General features: G+C 65.9%; 18 protein-coding genes and 2 tRNA genes. 18 read left to right on the top strand and 2 right to left on the bottom strand.

The features are described 5' to 3' along the window. Positions 1 to 77: transfer RNA gene (locus AC07N1_RS15560), tRNA-Asp, on the bottom strand. Between the two features lie 69 nt (positions 78 to 146). Beyond that, a tRNA-Asp gene (locus AC07N1_RS15555) sits at positions 147 to 223 on the bottom strand. A gap of 201 nt (positions 224 to 424) precedes the next feature. Between AC07N1_RS15555 and AC07N1_RS15550 the strand changes: the two genes are divergently transcribed. The 18 genes from AC07N1_RS15550 (at position 425) to nuoN (ending at position 15,981) form a co-directional block, all read left to right on the top strand. Continuing rightward, the gene (locus AC07N1_RS15550) at positions 425 to 802 is read left to right on the top strand and encodes an NADH-quinone oxidoreductase subunit A (protein WP_110117755.1); all 378 of its coding nucleotides are present in this window, start codon (positions 425 to 427) and stop codon (positions 800 to 802) included. Next, on the top strand, positions 772 to 1,377 hold the full coding sequence (locus AC07N1_RS15545; protein ID WP_494672625.1) for a NuoB/complex I 20 kDa subunit family protein: 606 nt from the start codon (positions 772 to 774) through the stop codon (positions 1,375 to 1,377). Before AC07N1_RS15550 ends, AC07N1_RS15545 begins: the two co-directional genes overlap by 31 nt. Further along, positions 1,374 to 1,976: an NADH-quinone oxidoreductase subunit C gene (locus tag AC07N1_RS15540; RefSeq protein ID WP_110117757.1), complete on the top strand. Its 603-nt coding sequence runs from the start codon at positions 1,374 to 1,376 to the stop codon at positions 1,974 to 1,976. Before AC07N1_RS15545 ends, AC07N1_RS15540 begins: the two co-directional genes overlap by 4 nt. Positions 1,977 to 1,979: 3 nt before the next feature. Then, complete coding sequence (locus AC07N1_RS15535; protein ID WP_487288780.1) at positions 1,980 to 3,230, top strand: NADH-quinone oxidoreductase subunit D; 1,251 nt, start codon at positions 1,980 to 1,982, stop codon at positions 3,228 to 3,230. After that, positions 3,227 to 3,559 carry a nuclear transport factor 2 family protein gene (locus tag AC07N1_RS15530; RefSeq protein WP_494672624.1) on the top strand — a complete coding sequence of 111 codons (333 nt, stop codon included), beginning with the start codon at positions 3,227 to 3,229 and terminating at the stop codon, positions 3,557 to 3,559. Before AC07N1_RS15535 ends, AC07N1_RS15530 begins: the two co-directional genes overlap by 4 nt. Continuing rightward, positions 3,556 to 4,239 carry an NADH-quinone oxidoreductase subunit NuoE gene (nuoE, locus tag AC07N1_RS15525; RefSeq protein WP_494672623.1) on the top strand — a complete coding sequence of 228 codons (684 nt, stop codon included), beginning with the start codon at positions 3,556 to 3,558 and terminating at the stop codon, positions 4,237 to 4,239. Before AC07N1_RS15530 ends, nuoE begins: the two co-directional genes overlap by 4 nt. Further along, a complete protein-coding gene (locus tag AC07N1_RS15520) occupies positions 4,239 to 4,496 on the top strand; it encodes a hypothetical protein (protein ID WP_494672622.1) in 258 nt (85 codons plus the stop codon). The genes nuoE and AC07N1_RS15520 overlap by 1 nt, the downstream gene beginning before the upstream one ends. Continuing rightward, positions 4,493 to 4,753, top strand: coding sequence for a hypothetical protein (locus AC07N1_RS15515; protein ID WP_494672621.1), 261 nt, complete (start codon positions 4,493 to 4,495; stop codon positions 4,751 to 4,753). The genes AC07N1_RS15520 and AC07N1_RS15515 overlap by 4 nt, the downstream gene beginning before the upstream one ends. Positions 4,754 to 4,757: 4 nt before the next feature. After that, a complete protein-coding gene (nuoF, locus tag AC07N1_RS15510; protein WP_494672620.1) occupies positions 4,758 to 6,077 on the top strand; it encodes an NADH-quinone oxidoreductase subunit NuoF in 1,320 nt (439 codons plus the stop codon). A gap of 5 nt (positions 6,078 to 6,082) precedes the next feature. After that, entirely contained in the window at positions 6,083 to 8,143 is a 2,061-nt protein-coding gene (nuoG, locus tag AC07N1_RS15505; RefSeq protein ID WP_494672619.1) for an NADH-quinone oxidoreductase subunit NuoG, read from the top strand. A gap of 3 nt (positions 8,144 to 8,146) precedes the next feature. Then, positions 8,147 to 9,211, top strand: coding sequence for an NADH-quinone oxidoreductase subunit NuoH (gene nuoH / locus AC07N1_RS15500; RefSeq protein ID WP_110117765.1), 1,065 nt, complete (start codon positions 8,147 to 8,149; stop codon positions 9,209 to 9,211). Continuing rightward, the gene (locus tag AC07N1_RS15495; protein ID WP_494672618.1) at positions 9,208 to 9,453 is read left to right on the top strand and encodes a hypothetical protein; all 246 of its coding nucleotides are present in this window, start codon (positions 9,208 to 9,210) and stop codon (positions 9,451 to 9,453) included. Before nuoH ends, AC07N1_RS15495 begins: the two co-directional genes overlap by 4 nt. Beyond that, on the top strand, positions 9,450 to 9,941 hold the full coding sequence (nuoI, locus tag AC07N1_RS15490) for an NADH-quinone oxidoreductase subunit NuoI (protein WP_058346359.1): 492 nt from the start codon (positions 9,450 to 9,452) through the stop codon (positions 9,939 to 9,941). Before AC07N1_RS15495 ends, nuoI begins: the two co-directional genes overlap by 4 nt. An 82-nt stretch (positions 9,942 to 10,023) precedes the next feature. After that, positions 10,024 to 10,641, top strand: a complete 618-nt coding sequence (locus tag AC07N1_RS15485; RefSeq protein ID WP_110117769.1) for an NADH-quinone oxidoreductase subunit J — start codon at positions 10,024 to 10,026, stop codon at positions 10,639 to 10,641. Further along, positions 10,638 to 10,943: an NADH-quinone oxidoreductase subunit NuoK gene (nuoK, locus tag AC07N1_RS15480; RefSeq protein ID WP_494606264.1), complete on the top strand. Its 306-nt coding sequence runs from the start codon at positions 10,638 to 10,640 to the stop codon at positions 10,941 to 10,943. Before AC07N1_RS15485 ends, nuoK begins: the two co-directional genes overlap by 4 nt. Positions 10,944 to 10,947: 4 nt before the next feature. Next, positions 10,948 to 13,038 (top strand): NADH-quinone oxidoreductase subunit L, encoded by a 2,091-nt coding sequence (gene nuoL, locus AC07N1_RS15475; protein ID WP_494672617.1) that lies wholly within the window; start codon positions 10,948 to 10,950, stop codon positions 13,036 to 13,038. Positions 13,039 to 13,048: 10 nt separating this feature from the next. Then, a complete protein-coding gene (locus AC07N1_RS15470) occupies positions 13,049 to 14,533 on the top strand; it encodes an NADH-quinone oxidoreductase subunit M (RefSeq protein ID WP_110117772.1) in 1,485 nt (494 codons plus the stop codon). A gap of 8 nt (positions 14,534 to 14,541) precedes the next feature. After that, complete coding sequence (gene nuoN / locus AC07N1_RS15465; protein ID WP_487288773.1) at positions 14,542 to 15,981, top strand: NADH-quinone oxidoreductase subunit NuoN; 1,440 nt, start codon at positions 14,542 to 14,544, stop codon at positions 15,979 to 15,981. Position 15,982: the final 1 nt, after the last annotated feature.

Here is a 15,982-nt window from a genome sequence, read left to right as displayed (position 1 = left end):
TGGCGCGAATGACGGGGCTCGAACCCGCGACCTCCGGCGTGACAGGCCGGCGCTCTAACCAACTGAGCTACATCCGCGTCGCGTAAGGCCGTAAAACCCTACGAAGCGCTCGCTTTTACCTCGGATCGCGACCTTCTGAAAGAAGGTGGCGCGAATGACGGGGCTCGAACCCGCGACCTCCGGCGTGACAGGCCGGCGCTCTAACCAACTGAGCTACATCCGCATTACCGTCCGCCAGAAGGCGAAAGTGCGACCCGCCGTGCGGCGAGGGGCGTCTGATATGTCGGGCGAAGACTCGTGTCAACGGCCATGTCGCCGAACCTGTGGATGGCCAGAAGTTGCGATCGTTTCTCAATGTGCCCGGGGCGTTTGAAGCCTGGAAGACACTGGGCTACAACGCGGCCGATTCAAGCCAAGGGCTGTCATGAACGCCTTCCTTCTCCAGTACCTGCCGATCGTGATCTTTCTCGGGATCGCGGCGGTTATCGGCATCGTCTTCATGTTGGCCGCCGCCGTGCTCGCGCCCAAGGCGCCGGACCCGGAAAAGCTGTCCGCATACGAATGCGGCTTCAACGCCTTCGACGACGCGCGCATGAAGTTCGACGTCCGGTTCTACCTGGTCTCGATCCTCTTCATCATCTTCGACCTCGAAGTCGCTTTCCTTTTCCCGTGGGCGGTGACCCTGCTGAAACTTCCGCATGAAGCTTCGGTCTTCGCCTTCTGGTCGATGATGAGCTTCCTGGGCGTTCTGACTGTCGGCTTTATCTACGAATGGAAGAAGGGCGCCCTCGAATGGGAGTGATCGTTCCCGCCAACAGCTCGCCGCTGCCGCCGGCCGGCTCCGCTGGCCGCTCGACGGTGCAGGGCTATGACCCGAAGCTGCACGACGCCTTCTTCGACGGCGTGTCGCAGCAGCTGGCCGACAAGGGCTTCATCACCGCGGCCGCCGACGACCTGATCACCTGGGCTCGTACGGGCTCGCTGATGTGGATGACGTTCGGCCTGGCGTGCTGCGCGGTCGAGATGATGCACTCGGCCATGCCGCGCTACGACCTGGAGCGCTACGGCTTCGCGCCGCGCGCCAGCCCGCGTCAGTCGGACGTGATGATCGTCGCCGGCACGCTGACCAACAAGATGGCTCCGGCTCTGCGCAAGGTCTACGACCAGATGCCCGAGCCCCGCTACGTCATCTCGATGGGCAGCTGCGCCAACGGCGGCGGCTACTACTATTACAGCTACAGCGTCGTGCGCGGCTGCGACCGCGTCGTGCCGATCGACATCTACGTGCCGGGCTGCCCGCCCACGGCCGAGGCGCTCGTCTACGGCGTGCTGCAGCTCCAGAAGAAGATCCGTCGCACGGGGACCATCGAGCGATGAGCCAAGACCTCGAAGCCCTCGGCCAGGCGATCGTCGCCAACTCGGCCGGGGCCATCGCCTCGTACAACGTCGCGTTCGGCGAGTTGAACCTGCTCGGCTCGACGAACCGCGTGGTCGAGCTGCTGACCTATCTGCGTGACCACCCCGACTACCGCTTCCACCAGTTGGTGGACCTGACGGCGGTCGACTACCCCGAGCGCGCCGCGCGCTTCGACGTGGTCTACCACCTGCTGTCGATGGTGAAGAACGTCCGCGTCCGCGTGAAGGTGCAGACCGACGAAGACACCCCGGTGCCGAGCGCCACGCCGGTGTTCCCGGTCGCCGACTGGTTCGAGCGCGAAGCGTTCGACATGTACGGCGTGTTCTTCGAAGGCCACCCGGACCTGCGCCGGATCCTGACGGACTACGGTTTCCACGGCCACCCGCTGCGGAAAGACTTCCCGATGACCGGCTATGTCGAGGTCCGCTATGACGACGAGCTCAAGCGCGTCGTCTACGAACCCGTGAAGATCACCGAGTTCCGCGCCTTCGACTTCCTGTCTCCGTGGGAAGGGGCGAAGTACGCTCTGCCGGGCGACGAGAAGGCGGAAAAGGCTTAAGTCATGACTGGCACGAACGCGCCCGCCGCGGCGACCGACTTCTTCCGCGACGAACCGACGGTTCCGGTGATCCCCGAGACGCCGGTCCGCAAGTTCAACATCAACTTCGGCCCCCAGCACCCGGCCGCGCACGGCGTGCTGCGCCTGGTGCTCGAACTCGACGGTGAAATCGTCGAGCGCGTCGATCCGCACATCGGCCTGCTGCACCGCGGCACCGAGAAGCTGATGGAAGCGCGCACCTACCTGCAGAACATCCCGTACTTCGACCGCCTCGACTACGTGGCGCCGATGAACCAGGAGCATGCGTTCTGCCTGGCCATCGAAAAGCTGCTGGGCGTTGAAGTGCCCAAGCGCGGCCAGGTCATCCGCGTGCTGTTCTGCGAGATCGGCCGCGTCCTGAACCACCTGCTGAACGTGACGACCCAGGCCATGGACGTCGGCGCCCTGACGCCGCCGCTCTGGGGCTTCGAGGAGCGCGAGAAGCTGATGGTGTTCTACGAGCGCGCCTGCGGCGCTCGCCTGCACGCCAACTACTTCCGTCCGGGCGGCGTCCACCAGGACCTGACCCCTTCGCTGATCGACGACATCGAGAGCTGGGCGAAGGCCTTCCCGAAGATCTGCGACGACATCGAAGGCCTGATCACCGACAACCGCATCTTCAAGCAGCGCAACGTCGACATCGGCGTCGTGAGCAAGGAAGACGCGTGGGCCTGGGGCTTCTCGGGCGTGATGGTGCGTGGTTCGGGCATCGCCTGGGACCTGCGCCGCAACCAGCCGTACGAGAACTACAACGAGTTCGAGTTCGACATCCCGCTGGGCAAGAACGGCGACTGCTACGATCGCTATCTCTGCCGCATGCAGGAGATGCGCGAGAGCACCAAGATCATCCTGCAGGCCGTCGCCATGCTGCGCGGCACGCCGGGTCCGGTGCTGACCGAGGACAACAAGGTCAGCCCGCCGCGTCGCGCCGAGATGAAGCGCTCGATGGAAGCCCTGATCCACCACTTCAAGCTCTACACCGAGGGCTTCAAGACGCCGGAAGGCGAGGTCTACGCGGCCGTCGAAGCCCCCAAGGGCGAGTTCGGCGTCTACGTGGTCAGCAACGGCACCAACAAGCCGTACCGCTGCAAGATCAAGGCTCCGGGCTTCTCGCACCTGGCCGCCATGGACTGGATGAACCGCGGCCACCAGCTGGCCGACGTCTCGGCCATCCTGGGTTCGCTCGACATCGTGTTCGGCGAGGTCGATCGATGAGCCTGGAAACCATCGCCCAGGCTCAGCTCGACGCCTACAACGCCCAGGACCTGGACGCCCACTGCGCCCACTTCTCGGACGACGTGGTCGTGGCCGGCCTGAACGGCGACGTGGCGCGCGAAGGCATCGAGGCCTATCGCGCCTTCTACGCCAAGACCTTCGCCGAGTTCCCCAAGAACAAGGCCGAGCTCCTGAACCGCATCGTGGTCGGCTCGAACGTGATCGATCACGAGCACGTCGACCGCGGCAACGGCGACGCGCCCTTCCAGGTCGCCGCCATCTACACCTTCAAGGGCGACAAGATCGTCCGCGTGGATTTCGCACGATGAGCGTTCGTCGTCTCGCCAAAGAGCAGCCCGCCAGCTTCGCCTTCTCGGTCGACAGCCAGGCCAAGGCCGACTGGTGGAAGGCCAAGTATCCCGCCGCCCGCAAGCAGTCGGCGGTGATCCCGATGCTGTGGCTGGCCCAGAAGCAGGAAGGCTGGATTTCCGAGCCGGCGATCCAGGAGATCGCCAAGCAGCTCGAGATGCCGGTCATCCGCGTGCTGGAAGTGGCCACCTTCTACGTGATGTTCCAGCTGGCTCCGGTCGGCAAGACCGCCTTCGTCCAGCTGTGCGGCACCACGCCGTGCCAGCTGCGCGGCGCGCTTGACCTGCGCTCGGTGCTGGAAAAGAAGATCGGCCCTGCCCACACCGTGTCGGCCGACGGCAAGTTCAGCTGGGAAGAGGTCGAGTGCCTCGGCGCCTGCTGCAACGCCCCGATGGCGGCCATCAACGACTACTACTACGAAGACCTGACGCCGGAGAGCCTGGCTCAGATCCTCGACGACTTCGCCGCGGGCAAGGCCCCGCAGCCGGGCAGCTACGAGGGCCGCAAGTCCTCGGAGCCGAAGGAAAAGATCCAGACCCTGACCGATCCCAAGCTGTACGACGGCTCGGCGGCCAAGAAGATCAAGATCCCGAACCTGCCCGAGAAGCCCAAGAAGACCAAGGCGGAGCCCGCCGCCTGATGACCGACGTCGCCGTCCATCAGAAGAAGCGCCTCACGACGATGCTCGCCATCGACGTCGTGTGCTTCCTGCTGGCCGGCGCGGCGATCGTCGGCCACGTGGCCTTCCACGTCTGGTGGCTGCTGCCGGTGTTCATCCTGGCCGTCGTGGTCGGGCTGGGCGCCCAGATCTGGTTCATCCTCGGCTGGCTGAAGGCGACCAAGCCTGAAGCCGCCGTCGAAGCCGGCGCCGAGCCGCAAGCGGGGAGGGCGCCTTGAGCGACGACCTTTCCGCCAGGCGGGCGGCCTATCTGGCTACGATCAAGGGGCTCTACCGCAAGGAGCGGGCCCTGGGTTTCGTGGCCAGCCTGGCCGGCGTCCTGCTGCTGATCTGGGGCCGGGAGGTCCCTGGGGCTCCGGCCTGGGCGGCGCCCACAGGTCTTTTGGTGATCGGCGCCGGTTGGCTGCTTTTCGCCTATGTCATCGTCCGGCGGACGCGCTATGTCCGCACCCATCCATTCGATCCGCAAAGCTAGAGTCATGGTCGGTATCCTCGAAGACAAGGATCGCATCTTCACCAACCTCTACGGCCTCCAAGACTGGGGCCTCGAGGGTGCGAAGGCGCGCGGTTGCTGGAACGGCACCAAGGACATTCTTGACGCCGGTCGCGACTGGATCATCGAGAACATGAAGAACTCCGGTCTGCGAGGCCGGGGCGGGGCTGGTTTCTCGACCGGTCTGAAGTGGTCCTTCATGCCCAAGGAAGTGAAGGACGGCCGCCCGCACTACCTGGTGGTCAACGCCGACGAGTCCGAGCCGGGCACCTGCAAGGACCGGGAGATCATGCGGCATGATCCGCACCTCCTGATCGAGGGCTGCCTGATCGCCTCGCGCGCCATGCTGGCTCACGCCTGCTACATCTACATCCGCGGCGAGTACGTGTTCGAGCGCGAGCGCCTGGAAGCGGCGATCAAGCAGGCCTACGAGGCCAACCTCGTGGGCAAGAACAATGTCCACGGCTGGGACTTCGACATCTACGTCCACCACGGCGCCGGCGCCTATATCTGCGGCGAAGAGACGGCCCTGCTGGAAAGCCTGGAAGGCAAGAAGGGCCAGCCGCGCCTGAAGCCGCCGTTCCCGGCCGGCGCGGGCCTCTACGGCATGCCGACCACGGTCAACAACGTCGAGAGCATCGCTGTCGCCGGCACCATCCTGCGCCGCGGCGCGGCCTGGTTCGCGGGCTTCGGCCGTCCCAACAACGCCGGCACCAAGCTGTTCTGCGTCTCGGGCCACGTGAACCTGCCCTGCAACGTCGAAGAAGCCATGAGCATCCCCTTCCGTCAGCTGATGGAAGACCACTGCGGCGGCATCCGCGGCGGCTGGGGCAACCTCAAGGCCGTCATCCCGGGCGGCTCGTCGGTGCCGATGATCCCCGCCGAGCAGTGCGAAGACCTGCCGATGGACTTTGACGCCCTGCGGAATCTGAAGTCGGGCCTGGGCACCGCCGCCGTCATCGTCATGGACAAGTCCACCGACCTCGTCCGCGCCATCGCCCGCCTGTCGTACTTCTACAAGCACGAGAGCTGCGGCCAGTGCACGCCGTGCCGCGAAGGCACCGGCTGGATGTGGCGGGTCATGGAGCGCATGGCCACCGGCGAAGCCGATCCGAAAGAGATCGACACCCTGCTGGACGTCACGACCCAGGTCGAGGGTCACACCATCTGCGCCCTGGGCGACGCGGCCGCCTGGCCGATCCAGGGTCTGTTCCGCCACTTCCGCCACGAGGTGGAGGAGCGGATCGCTTCCTATCGTAGCGGTCGCCTGCACGTGCAGGGCGCCAAGCTGATCGCGGCGGAGTAACGAGAATGGCAATCGCCAAGGTCAACGGCGTCGAGGTCGAGTTCGAACCCGGCATGACGGTTCTGCAGGTCGCGGAACTGGCTGGGGAAGAGATCCCGCGCTTCTGCTATCACGAGCGTCTGAGCATCGCCGGCAACTGCCGCATGTGCCTGGTCGAGGTGAAACCCGGTCCGCCGAAGCCGCAGGCGTCTTGCGCCCTGCCGGCCGCCGAGGGCCAGGAGATCTTCACCAAGACCCCGATGGTCAAGAAGGCCCGCGAAGGGGTGATGGAGTTCCTGCTCATCAACCACCCGCTGGACTGCCCGATCTGCGACCAGGGCGGCGAGTGCGACCTGCAGGACCAGGCCGTCGGCTACGGCCGCGACGACAGTCGCTACGAAGAGAACAAGCGCGCGGTCGAAGAGAAGGCCATGGGCCCGCTCATCAAGACCGTGATGACGCGCTGCATCCAGTGCACCCGCTGCGTCCGCTTCATCACCGAAGTCGCCGGCTCGCCGGAGATCGGCCTGATCTCGCGCGGCGAAGACGTCGAGATCACGACCTACCTCGGCGCCGCGGTGACCTCTGAGCTGTCGGCCAACGTCATCGACCTGTGCCCGGTCGGCGCCCTGACCTCCAAGCCCTACGCCTTCGAAGCCCGTCCGTGGGAGCTGAAGAAGACCGAGAGCGTCGACGTCCAGGACGCCCTGGGCTCGTCGATCCGCGTCGACGCCCGCGCCAACGCCGTCCTGCGCGTGCTGCCGCGCGTCAACGAGGAGGTCAACGAAGAGTGGATCAGCGACAAGACGCGCTACGCCGTCGACGGCCTGCAGCGCCAGCGCCTCGACCGTCCGTACGTCCGCGTCGACGGCAAGCTGAAGCCGGCCACCTGGAATGAGGCCTTCGCCGCCGTCGCCGCCAAGATCAAGGCGACCGCGCCCGAGCGCATCGGCGTCATCGCCGGCGACCTGCAGGACGCCGAAAGCCTGAAGGCGACCAAGGACCTCTTTACCGCCCTGGGCGTGAAGAACCTCGACGCCCGTCAGGACGGTACGGCACTGGGCCAAGGCCCGCGCGAGAGCTGGCTGTTCAACTCGACCATCGCCGGCATCGAAGACGCCGACGTCGTGCTGTTCGTCGGCGCCAACCCGCGCCTCGAGGCCCCGGTTCTCAACGCACGTTTCCGCAAGCAGTGGATCGCCGGCAAGACCCGCTTCGGCGTCATCGGCGAACAGGCCGACCTGACGTTCGACTACGACCACCTCGGCGCCGGCGCCAAGACGCTGTCGGGTCTGGCCAAGGCCAAGAACGACTTCGTCGCCGCCCTGAGGGCCGCCGAGCGTCCCGCCATCATCATCGGCCAGGGCGCCCTGGCCCGCGCCGACGGCGCGGCGATCCTCAAGGCCGCCGCCGGCGTCGCCAAGACCTTCAAGGTCGTCCGCGAAGGCTGGAACGGCTGGAACGTGCTGCACACCGCCGCCGCCCGCGTGGCCGGCCTCGACCTGGGCTTCGTCCCGGCCGAGGGCGCCCTCTCGGCGCGCGACATGCTGAAGCCGGGCGCGCTGGACGTGCTGTTCCTGCTCGGCGCCGACGAGTGCGAGCCCGCCGCCAGCGACGCCTTCAAGATCTACCTCGGCACCCACGGCGACGCCGGCGCCCACAAGGCCGACGTCATCCTGCCGGGCGCCGCCTACACCGAAAAGAACGGCCTCTACGTCAACACCGAGGGCCGGGTGCAGATGGGCAAGCGCGCCGTGTTCCCGAAGGGCGAGGCCAAGGAAGACTGGTCGATCCTGCGGGCGCTGTCGGAAGTGCTGGGCGCCAAGCTGCCCTATGACAGCCTGGACCAGCTGCGCGCCAAGCTGTTCGCCGACCACCCCACCTTCGGCCAGATCGACTTCGCGCCAGGCTCGGTCCCGACCGTGTTCGACCTCGCCGCCGTCGGTGGGGAAGGGGACGTCTCCGACGCTCCGTTCGAGAGCCCGGTGAAGGCCTTCCACCTGACCAACCCCATCGCGCGCGCCAGCGTGACCATGGCCGAGTGCGCGGCCAACGTCTCGGCCGCCGCCAAGATCGCCGCGGAGTAAGCCGTGTCTCAGACCAACCCGCTTATCTGGTTCGGCCTCACTCTCGGCGGCATCCTGCTGGTCGTGATCTGGGTTCTGCTGAGCCTGGCCTTCCTGCTGCTGGCTGACCGCAAGATCTGGGCCGGCGTCCAGATGCGCAAGGGCCCGAACGTCGTCGGCCCCTTCGGCCTGCTGCAGTCCTTCGCCGACTTCGGCAAGTTCGTGCTGAAGGAAATCGTCATCCCGGCCGGCGCCGACAAGGCGATCTTCCTGCTGGCTCCGCTGATCAGCCTAGTCCTGGGCTTCATCGGCTGGGCCGTGGTGCCGTTCGCGCCGGGCTGGGTCGTCTCCAACCTGAACGTCGGCATCCTCTACCTGCTGGCGATGAGTTCGCTGGGCGTCTACGGCATCATCATGGGCGGCTGGGCTTCGAACTCGAAGTACCCGTTCCTGGGCGCGCTGCGTTCGGCGGCGCAGATGGTGTCGTACGAAGTCTCGATCGGCCTGATCATCATCACGGTGATCCTGCTGGCCGGCTCGATGAACCTGTCGACCATCGTCGAGAACCAGTCCGGCTGGATCTGGAACTGGAACGTGTTCGGCGGCGGCGGCCTCAAGAACATCATCCTGCTGCCGGTCATGGTGATCGCCATGGGCATGTTCTACATCTCGGCCCTGGCCGAGACGAACCGCCCGCCCTTCGACCTTCCGGAAGCCGAATCCGAACTCGTGGCCGGCTATCAGGTCGAGTACTCGTCGACCCCGTACCTGCTGTTCATGGTCGCCGAATATTCGAACATCGTGCTGATGTGCGCGATGATCAGCGTGCTGTTCTTCGGCGGCTGGAACCTGGGTCTGCCGATCGACCTGGTGGCGATGTGGGGCTGGTGGGGCAAGCTGGCCCTGGCCCTGGTGTTCTACGCCAAGATCGTCTTCTGGTTCTTCATGTTCGCCATGGCGAAAGCCATCGTGCCTCGCTACCGCTACGACCAACTGATGCGCCTGGGCTGGAAGGTCTTCCTGCCGATGTCGCTGGTGCTGGTCGCCCTCGTCGCCGGCTGGCGCGTCTTCTCGCCGGTGGCGGGATGAGGCGTTCCGCCGCCCTGGCCCTGACGGGGCTGGTCCTGAGCTCGCTGGGCGCCTGCGCGACCAGCGAAGCCTCGGACCGCTCCTATTCGCTGGGGCGAGGGATCGTGAACTACGACGAACTGCGCCGGGCCGGCGATCGATGCCAGGCCGAGGGCGGGACGTTGCAAGCCAAGATGGACGGGGGAGATCCCGCCCAGCTTTCGAACTACACCTGCGTCATTCCGAAGGTTAAGCGGCCATGATGAGTCGTATCACCCAAGCCGTCAAAGGCGTCGCCCTGCTGGACTTCGCGGGCGCCTTCGGCCTGGCCATGAAGTATCTGGTCGCGCCGAAGAAGACCGTGATCTATCCGAACGAGCGCGGCCCGCAGTCGCCCCGTTTCCGCGGCGAGCACGCCCTGCGTCGCTATCCGAACGGGGAAGAGCGCTGCATCGCCTGCAAGCTGTGCGAGGCCATCTGCCCCGCCCAGGCGATCACGATCGAGGCCGAACCGCGCGAGGACGGCAGCCGCCGTACGACCCGCTACGACATCGACATGGTCAAGTGCATCTACTGCGGCCTGTGCCAGGAGGCCTGCCCGGTGGACGCCATCGTCGAAGGCCCGAACATCGAGTTCGCGGTCGAGACGCGCGAAGAGCTCTACTACGACAAGGAAAAGCTGCTCGACAACGGTGACCGTTGGGAACGGCTGATCGCGAAGAATCTGGAGTTGGACGCTCCGTACCGCTAAACGGTCCGGCGCGAATCCGAGGTTGGCGGCGCGTAATTCGCGCGCCGTCGTTATTTGAACTTTCAGGGGAGCACCCTGGCCAATGGCCTTGCAGGCGATAGCTTTCTATTTGCTGGCGTTCGTGACGATAGCGGCGGGTCTTCTCGTCGTGTCGGCCAAGAACCCCGTGCACTCGGTGCTCTTCCTGATCACCGCCTTCTTCTCGGCCGCCGGCCTCTTCGTCCTTCTGGGCGCTGAGTTCCTGGCGATGCTGCTGATCGTCGTCTATGTGGGCGCGGTCGCGGTGCTGTTCCTCTTCGTGGTCATGATGCTCGACATCGACTTCGAAGCGCTTCGGGACGGCTTCGCGCAGTACCTGCCCATCGGCGGACTGGTCGCCGGCGTCCTCACGATCGAAATGATCATGGTCGCCGTCAGCGTGGCCACCAACGGCAAGGCCAGCGCCAACGCGCTGCCCAACGCCTCGCCCGGCGGCTTCAGCAACACCGAGGCGCTCGGTCGGGTGCTCTACACCGACTATGTCTTCTTCTTCCAGGCGGCGGGCCTGGTGCTGCTGGTGGCCATGATCGGCGCCATCGTCCTGACCCTGCGCCACAAGCCGGGCGTCAAGCGCCAGGACATCGGCAAGCAGATCGCCCGTACGCCCAAGACCGGAATGGAACTCGTGCAGATCAAGCCGGGCGAGGGGATCAGCGAATGATCGGCCTTCCGCATTACCTCATCGTCGCCGCCATCCTTCTGACGATCGGCGTCTTCGGTATCTTCGTGAACCGCAAGAACATCATCGTCATCCTGATGTCGATCGAGCTCATCCTGCTCGCGGTGAACATCAACCTGGTGGCGTTCTCGGCCTACCTGCACGACGTGGCGGGCCAGATCTTCGCGATGTTCGTGCTGACCGTGGCCGCCGCCGAGGCGGCCGTGGGCCTGGCCATCCTGGTGACCTTCTTCCGTAACCGCGGCGACATCGCGGTCGACGACGCCAGCATGATGAAGGGCTGACCCAGTGCAATCGCTCGTCACCATTCTCGTCTTCGCCCCGCTGCTGGGCGCGATCATCGCCGGCCTGTTCGGCCGGCGGATCGGCAACGTCGCGTCGCAGTCGGTCACCACCGGCCTGCTGATCCTGGCCTGCGCCCTGTCGTGGTTCACGTTCAGCAAGTGGACCTGGGGCCACATGGAGGCCTTCACGGTCACCCTGCTGCCGTTCATCCATATCGGCGACTTCATCGCCAACTGGTCGATCCGCATCGACGCCCTGTCGGCGACCATGCTGATCGTGGTCACGACCGTCTCGGCGCTCGTGCACGTCTATTCCTGGGGCTACATGGCCGAGGACGACAGCAAGCCGCGCTTCTTCGCGTACCTGTCGCTCTTCACCTTCGCCATGCTGTCGCTGGTCACCGCCGCCGACTTCATGCAGCTGTTCTTCGGCTGGGAAGGCGTGGGTCTGGCCTCGTACCTGCTAATCGGCTTCTGGTTCAAGAAGCCCTCGGCCAGCGCCGCGGCCATCAAGGCCTTCGTGGTCAACCGGGTCGGCGACTTCGGCTTCGCCCTGGGCATCATGACCACCTACTGGGCCTTCGGCACCATCCAGTTCCACGAACTGTTCCCGATGATCGCCGCCGGCGCCTCGCGCACCTGGGAGTTCGCGGGCCACAGCTGGCCGCTGGTCGACATTGCCTGCTTCCTGCTGTTCATCGGCGCGATGGGCAAGTCGGCCCAGTTCTTCCTGCACACCTGGCTTCCGGACGCCATGGAAGGCCCGACCCCGGTGTCGGCCCTGATCCACGCGGCCACCATGGTGACCGCCGGCGTCTACATGCTGTGCCTGCTGTCGCCGATGTTCGAATACGCCCCGGTGGCCAAGAACATCGTCACGGTGATCGGCGCCATCACGGCCCTGTTCGCCGCCACGGTCGGCCTGACCCAGAACGACATCAAGCGCGTGATCGCCTACTCGACCTGTTCGCAGCTGGGCTACATGTTCTTCGCGGCCGGCGTCGGCGCCTATCAGGCGGCCATGTTCCACCTGTTCACGCACGCCTTCTTCAAGGCCCTGCTGTTCCTGGGCGCCGGTTCGGTGATCCACGGCATGCACCACGAGCAGGACATGCGTCGCTACGGCGCCCTGGCCAAGCTGCTGCCGGTGACCTTCATCGCCATGACGATCGGCACGATCGCCATCACGGGCCTCGGCTTCCCGCCGCTGCACCTGGGCTTCGCCGGCTTCTACTCGAAGGACACCATCATCGAGGCGGCGTTCGCCGCGGGCTCGCACAACCAGATCGCCATGTTCGCCTGGGCGATCGGCGTCCTCGTCGCCGGCCTGACCTCGTTCTACTCCTGGCGCCTGGCCTTCTTCACCTTCAACGGCAAGGCTCGTTGGGGTCATGACGACCACGCCCACGATGCGCACGCTCACGGCCACGACGATCACGCGCACGCCGCCCATGGTCATGACGACCATGCCCACGGTGCGCACGACGACCACGGTCATGACGATCATGGCCACGGCCACGATCACAAGCCGCACGAGAGTCCCTGGGTGATGCTGGTGCCGCTGGTCGTGCTGTCGATCGGCGCGGTCGCCGCCGGCTTCGTCTTCACCGGCTACTTCGTGGGTCACCACCAGGAAGAGTTCTGGCGCGGCGCGATCTTCAACGCTCCGACCAACCACGTGCTGCATGAAGCGCACGAGGTCGCCGAGTGGGTGAAGTGGAGCCCGCTGATCGCCTCCCTGCTGGGCCTGGCCATCGCGGTCTACGTCTACCTGATCAGGGGCAACGAGCGCCTCGGCCTGAAGCTCGCCGAGCGTAACGGCCCGCTGTACGTGTTCTTCTACAACAAGTGGTTCTTCGACGAGCTCTATGAGGCCACCTTCGTGCGGGCCGCCAAGTTCCTCGGCGACCTGTTCTGGAAGGGCGGAGACCAGAAGATCATCGATCGCCTGGGCCCGGACGGCGTCAGCGCCGTCTCCTACGCCGTCGGCCGCAAGACGGGCAAAGCCCAGACCGGCTACGTCTACCACTACGCTTTCGTCATGCTGCTCGGCGTCGCCGGCCTGCTGACGTTCGCCCTTTACGCATTCCGTTGAGGACGGATCGATGACCGGCCTGCTCAGCCTTACGACCTTTGCTCCGCTCGTCGGCGTGGCCGTGATCCTGGTGGCTCGCGCCATCCAGGGCCCGGGCGCCAAGACCGACACCCTGGCCAAGTGGATCGCGCTCGCGACCACCGTGGTCGCCTTCGCCCTGTCGCTGGTGCTGACGCTCCAGTTCGACGCCAAGAACCCGGGCTTCCAGTTCGTGGAAGACATCGCCTGGTTCGGCGGCCTGCATTACCGCATGGGCATCGACGGCATCTCGGTGCTGCTCGTCCTGCTGACCGCCTTCCTGCTGCCGATCTGCATCGTGGCCAGCTGGAAGTCGGTGGAAAAGCGCGTCGTCGAATACCTGATCGCCTTCCTGGTCCTCGAGACCCTGGTGATCGGCGTGTTCTGCGCGCTGGACCTGGTGCTGTTCTACCTCTTCTTCGAAGGGGGCCTGGTGCCGATGTTCCTGATCATCGGCATCTGGGGCGGCAAGCGCCGGATCTACGCGGCCTACAAGTTCTTCCTCTACACGCTGCTCGGCTCGGTGCTGATGCTGGCGGCCATCCTGGCCATGATCTCGATCGCCGGCACCTCGTCGATCCCCGAGCTCATGACCTACAAGTTCGCGCCGTGGCTCCAGACCTGGCTGTGGCTGGCCTTCTTCGCCTCGTTCGCGGTGAAGATGCCGATGTGGCCGGTGCACACCTGGCTGCCTGACGCCCACGTGGAAGCCCCGACGGCGGGTTCGGTCATCCTGGCCGGCATCCTGCTGAAGATGGGCGGCTACGGCTTCATGCGCTTCAGCATCCCGATGTTCCCGAACGCCTCGGAGATGTTCCAGCCGCTGGTTTTCGCCCTGTCGGGCATCGCTATCGTCTACACCTCGCTGGTCGCCTTCCGTCAGACCGACATCAAGAAGCTGATCGCCTACTCGTCGGTCGCCCACATGGGCTTCGTGACCATGGGCATCTTCTCGGGCAACGCCGCCGGCGAGCAGGGCGCCCTGTTCCAGATGATCAGCCACGGGGTGATCTCCGGCGCGCTCTTCCTCTGCGTCGGCGTGGTCTACGACCGTATGCACACCCGCGAGATCGCCTTCTACGGCGGCCTCACCAACCGCATGCCGCACTACGCCTTCGTGTTCCTGCTGTTCACGATGGGTAACGTCGGCCTGCCCGGCACCTCGGGCTTCGTCGGCGAAATCCTGACCATGACGGGCGTCTACAAGGCCTCGACCTGGACGGCGATCGTCTCGGCCACCGGCGTTATCCTGTCGGCCATGTACGCCCTGACGCTGTATCGCCGGGTCATGTACGGGGAGATCACCAACCCCGAACTGAAGACGATCAAGGACCTCGACGCGCGGGAAATCCTGCTCTTCGCGCCGCTGATCATCATGACCCTGGTCCTCGGCATCTATCCTAATCTTGTGTTCAACCTGACCGCGTCGTCCGTCGACGGGCTCGTCGGCGCCTGGCGCGCCGCCGTGGGCGGGTGAGGGATCCCATGACGTTCTCCGCCAACTTCTCCCTCGTCCTGCCTGAAGTCGTCCTGGCGATTTCGGCCCTGCTGCTGCTGGTCTGGGGCGCCTTCTCCAAGAAGACCACGCCGGTCTTCACGGGCGCCTCGGTGCTGGCCCTGGTGGTCGCCGCCGCCTTCGCGATCCACGGACCGCGCGGCGACGCCTTCAACGGCGTCTATTCGGCCGACGCCGCCGCCACCTACGCCAAGGTCGCGATCTTCCTGTTCAGCGCCCTGGCCATCGTGCTGGGCGACCGCTGGCTGGCCGCCCGCGGCGACCAGAAGTTCGAGTTCCCGGTCCTGGTGATCCTGGCGGCGCTGGGCATGGGCATCACGGCCTCGGCCGGCGACCTCATCAGCCTCTATATCGGCGTCGAGCTGCAATCGCTGGCCCTGTACGTCCTGGCGGCCTTCCGCCGCGACGACGCCAAGGCTTCGGAAGCGGGCCTGAAGTACTTCGTGCTGGGCGCGCTGTCGTCGGGCATCCTGCTGTACGGCGCCTCGCTGATCTACGGCTTCTCGGGCTCGACCCGCTTCGTCGACATCGCCGCGGCCTCGCACGGCGCCCATGGCGTGGGCCTGCTGTTCGGCCTGATCTTCGTGATCTGCGGCCTGGCGTTCAAGGTCTCGGCCGCGCCGTTCCACATGTGGACCCCGGACGTCTACGAAGGCGCCCCGACCCCGGTCGTCGGCTTCTTCGCCGCCGCGCCGAAGCTGGCCGCCATGATGATGTTCGCCCGCGTGCTGGGCGACGCCTTCCCGGACGCCGTGGCCCAATGGCGCCAGGTGCTGATCATCGCGGCCCTGCTGTCGGTGTTCGTCGGCGCCTTCGCCGGTCTCGCACAGAGCAACCTCAAGCGCCTGTGGGCCTATTCCTCGATCGCCAACGTCGGCTACGCCCTGCTGGGCGTCGCCACCGGCGGCGAGGTGGGCCTGCATTCGATGCTGGTGTTCATGGTGCTCTACATGGTGGACGTCACCGGCTTCTTCGCCTGCCTGCAGGCGCTGACCCGCGACGGCAAGCCGATGGAGACCATCGAGGACATGGCCGGCCTGGTGAAGGAACGTCCGGGCGTCGCCCTGGCCATGACCGCGTTCTCGCTGTCGGCCCTGGGCCTGCCGCCGTTCTCGGGCTTCTGGGCCAAGTTCTACGTCTTCAAGGCCGCCATGGGCTCGGGCGACGTGCCGCTGCAGTGGGCCGCCGTCATCGGCCTGGTCGGCAGCGTCGTGGCCGCCTTCTATTACCTGCGTCTGATCAAGACGATGTGGTTCGACGCGCCGACCAGCGCGGTGGACAAGCCGCAGCCGACCGCTCGCGCGATCGGCTTCGCCGCGGCCCTGTTCTCGTTCCCGATCGTCCTGATCGCCCTGGTCTGGCTCGACCCGGCCGCCAAGGCGGCCGCGGCGGCCTTTGGCCACGCGTGAC

This window comes from Caulobacter sp. GW821-FHT09B11 (assembly GCF_059418205.1).
This window is presented reverse-complemented; position numbering and strand designations above follow the sequence as displayed.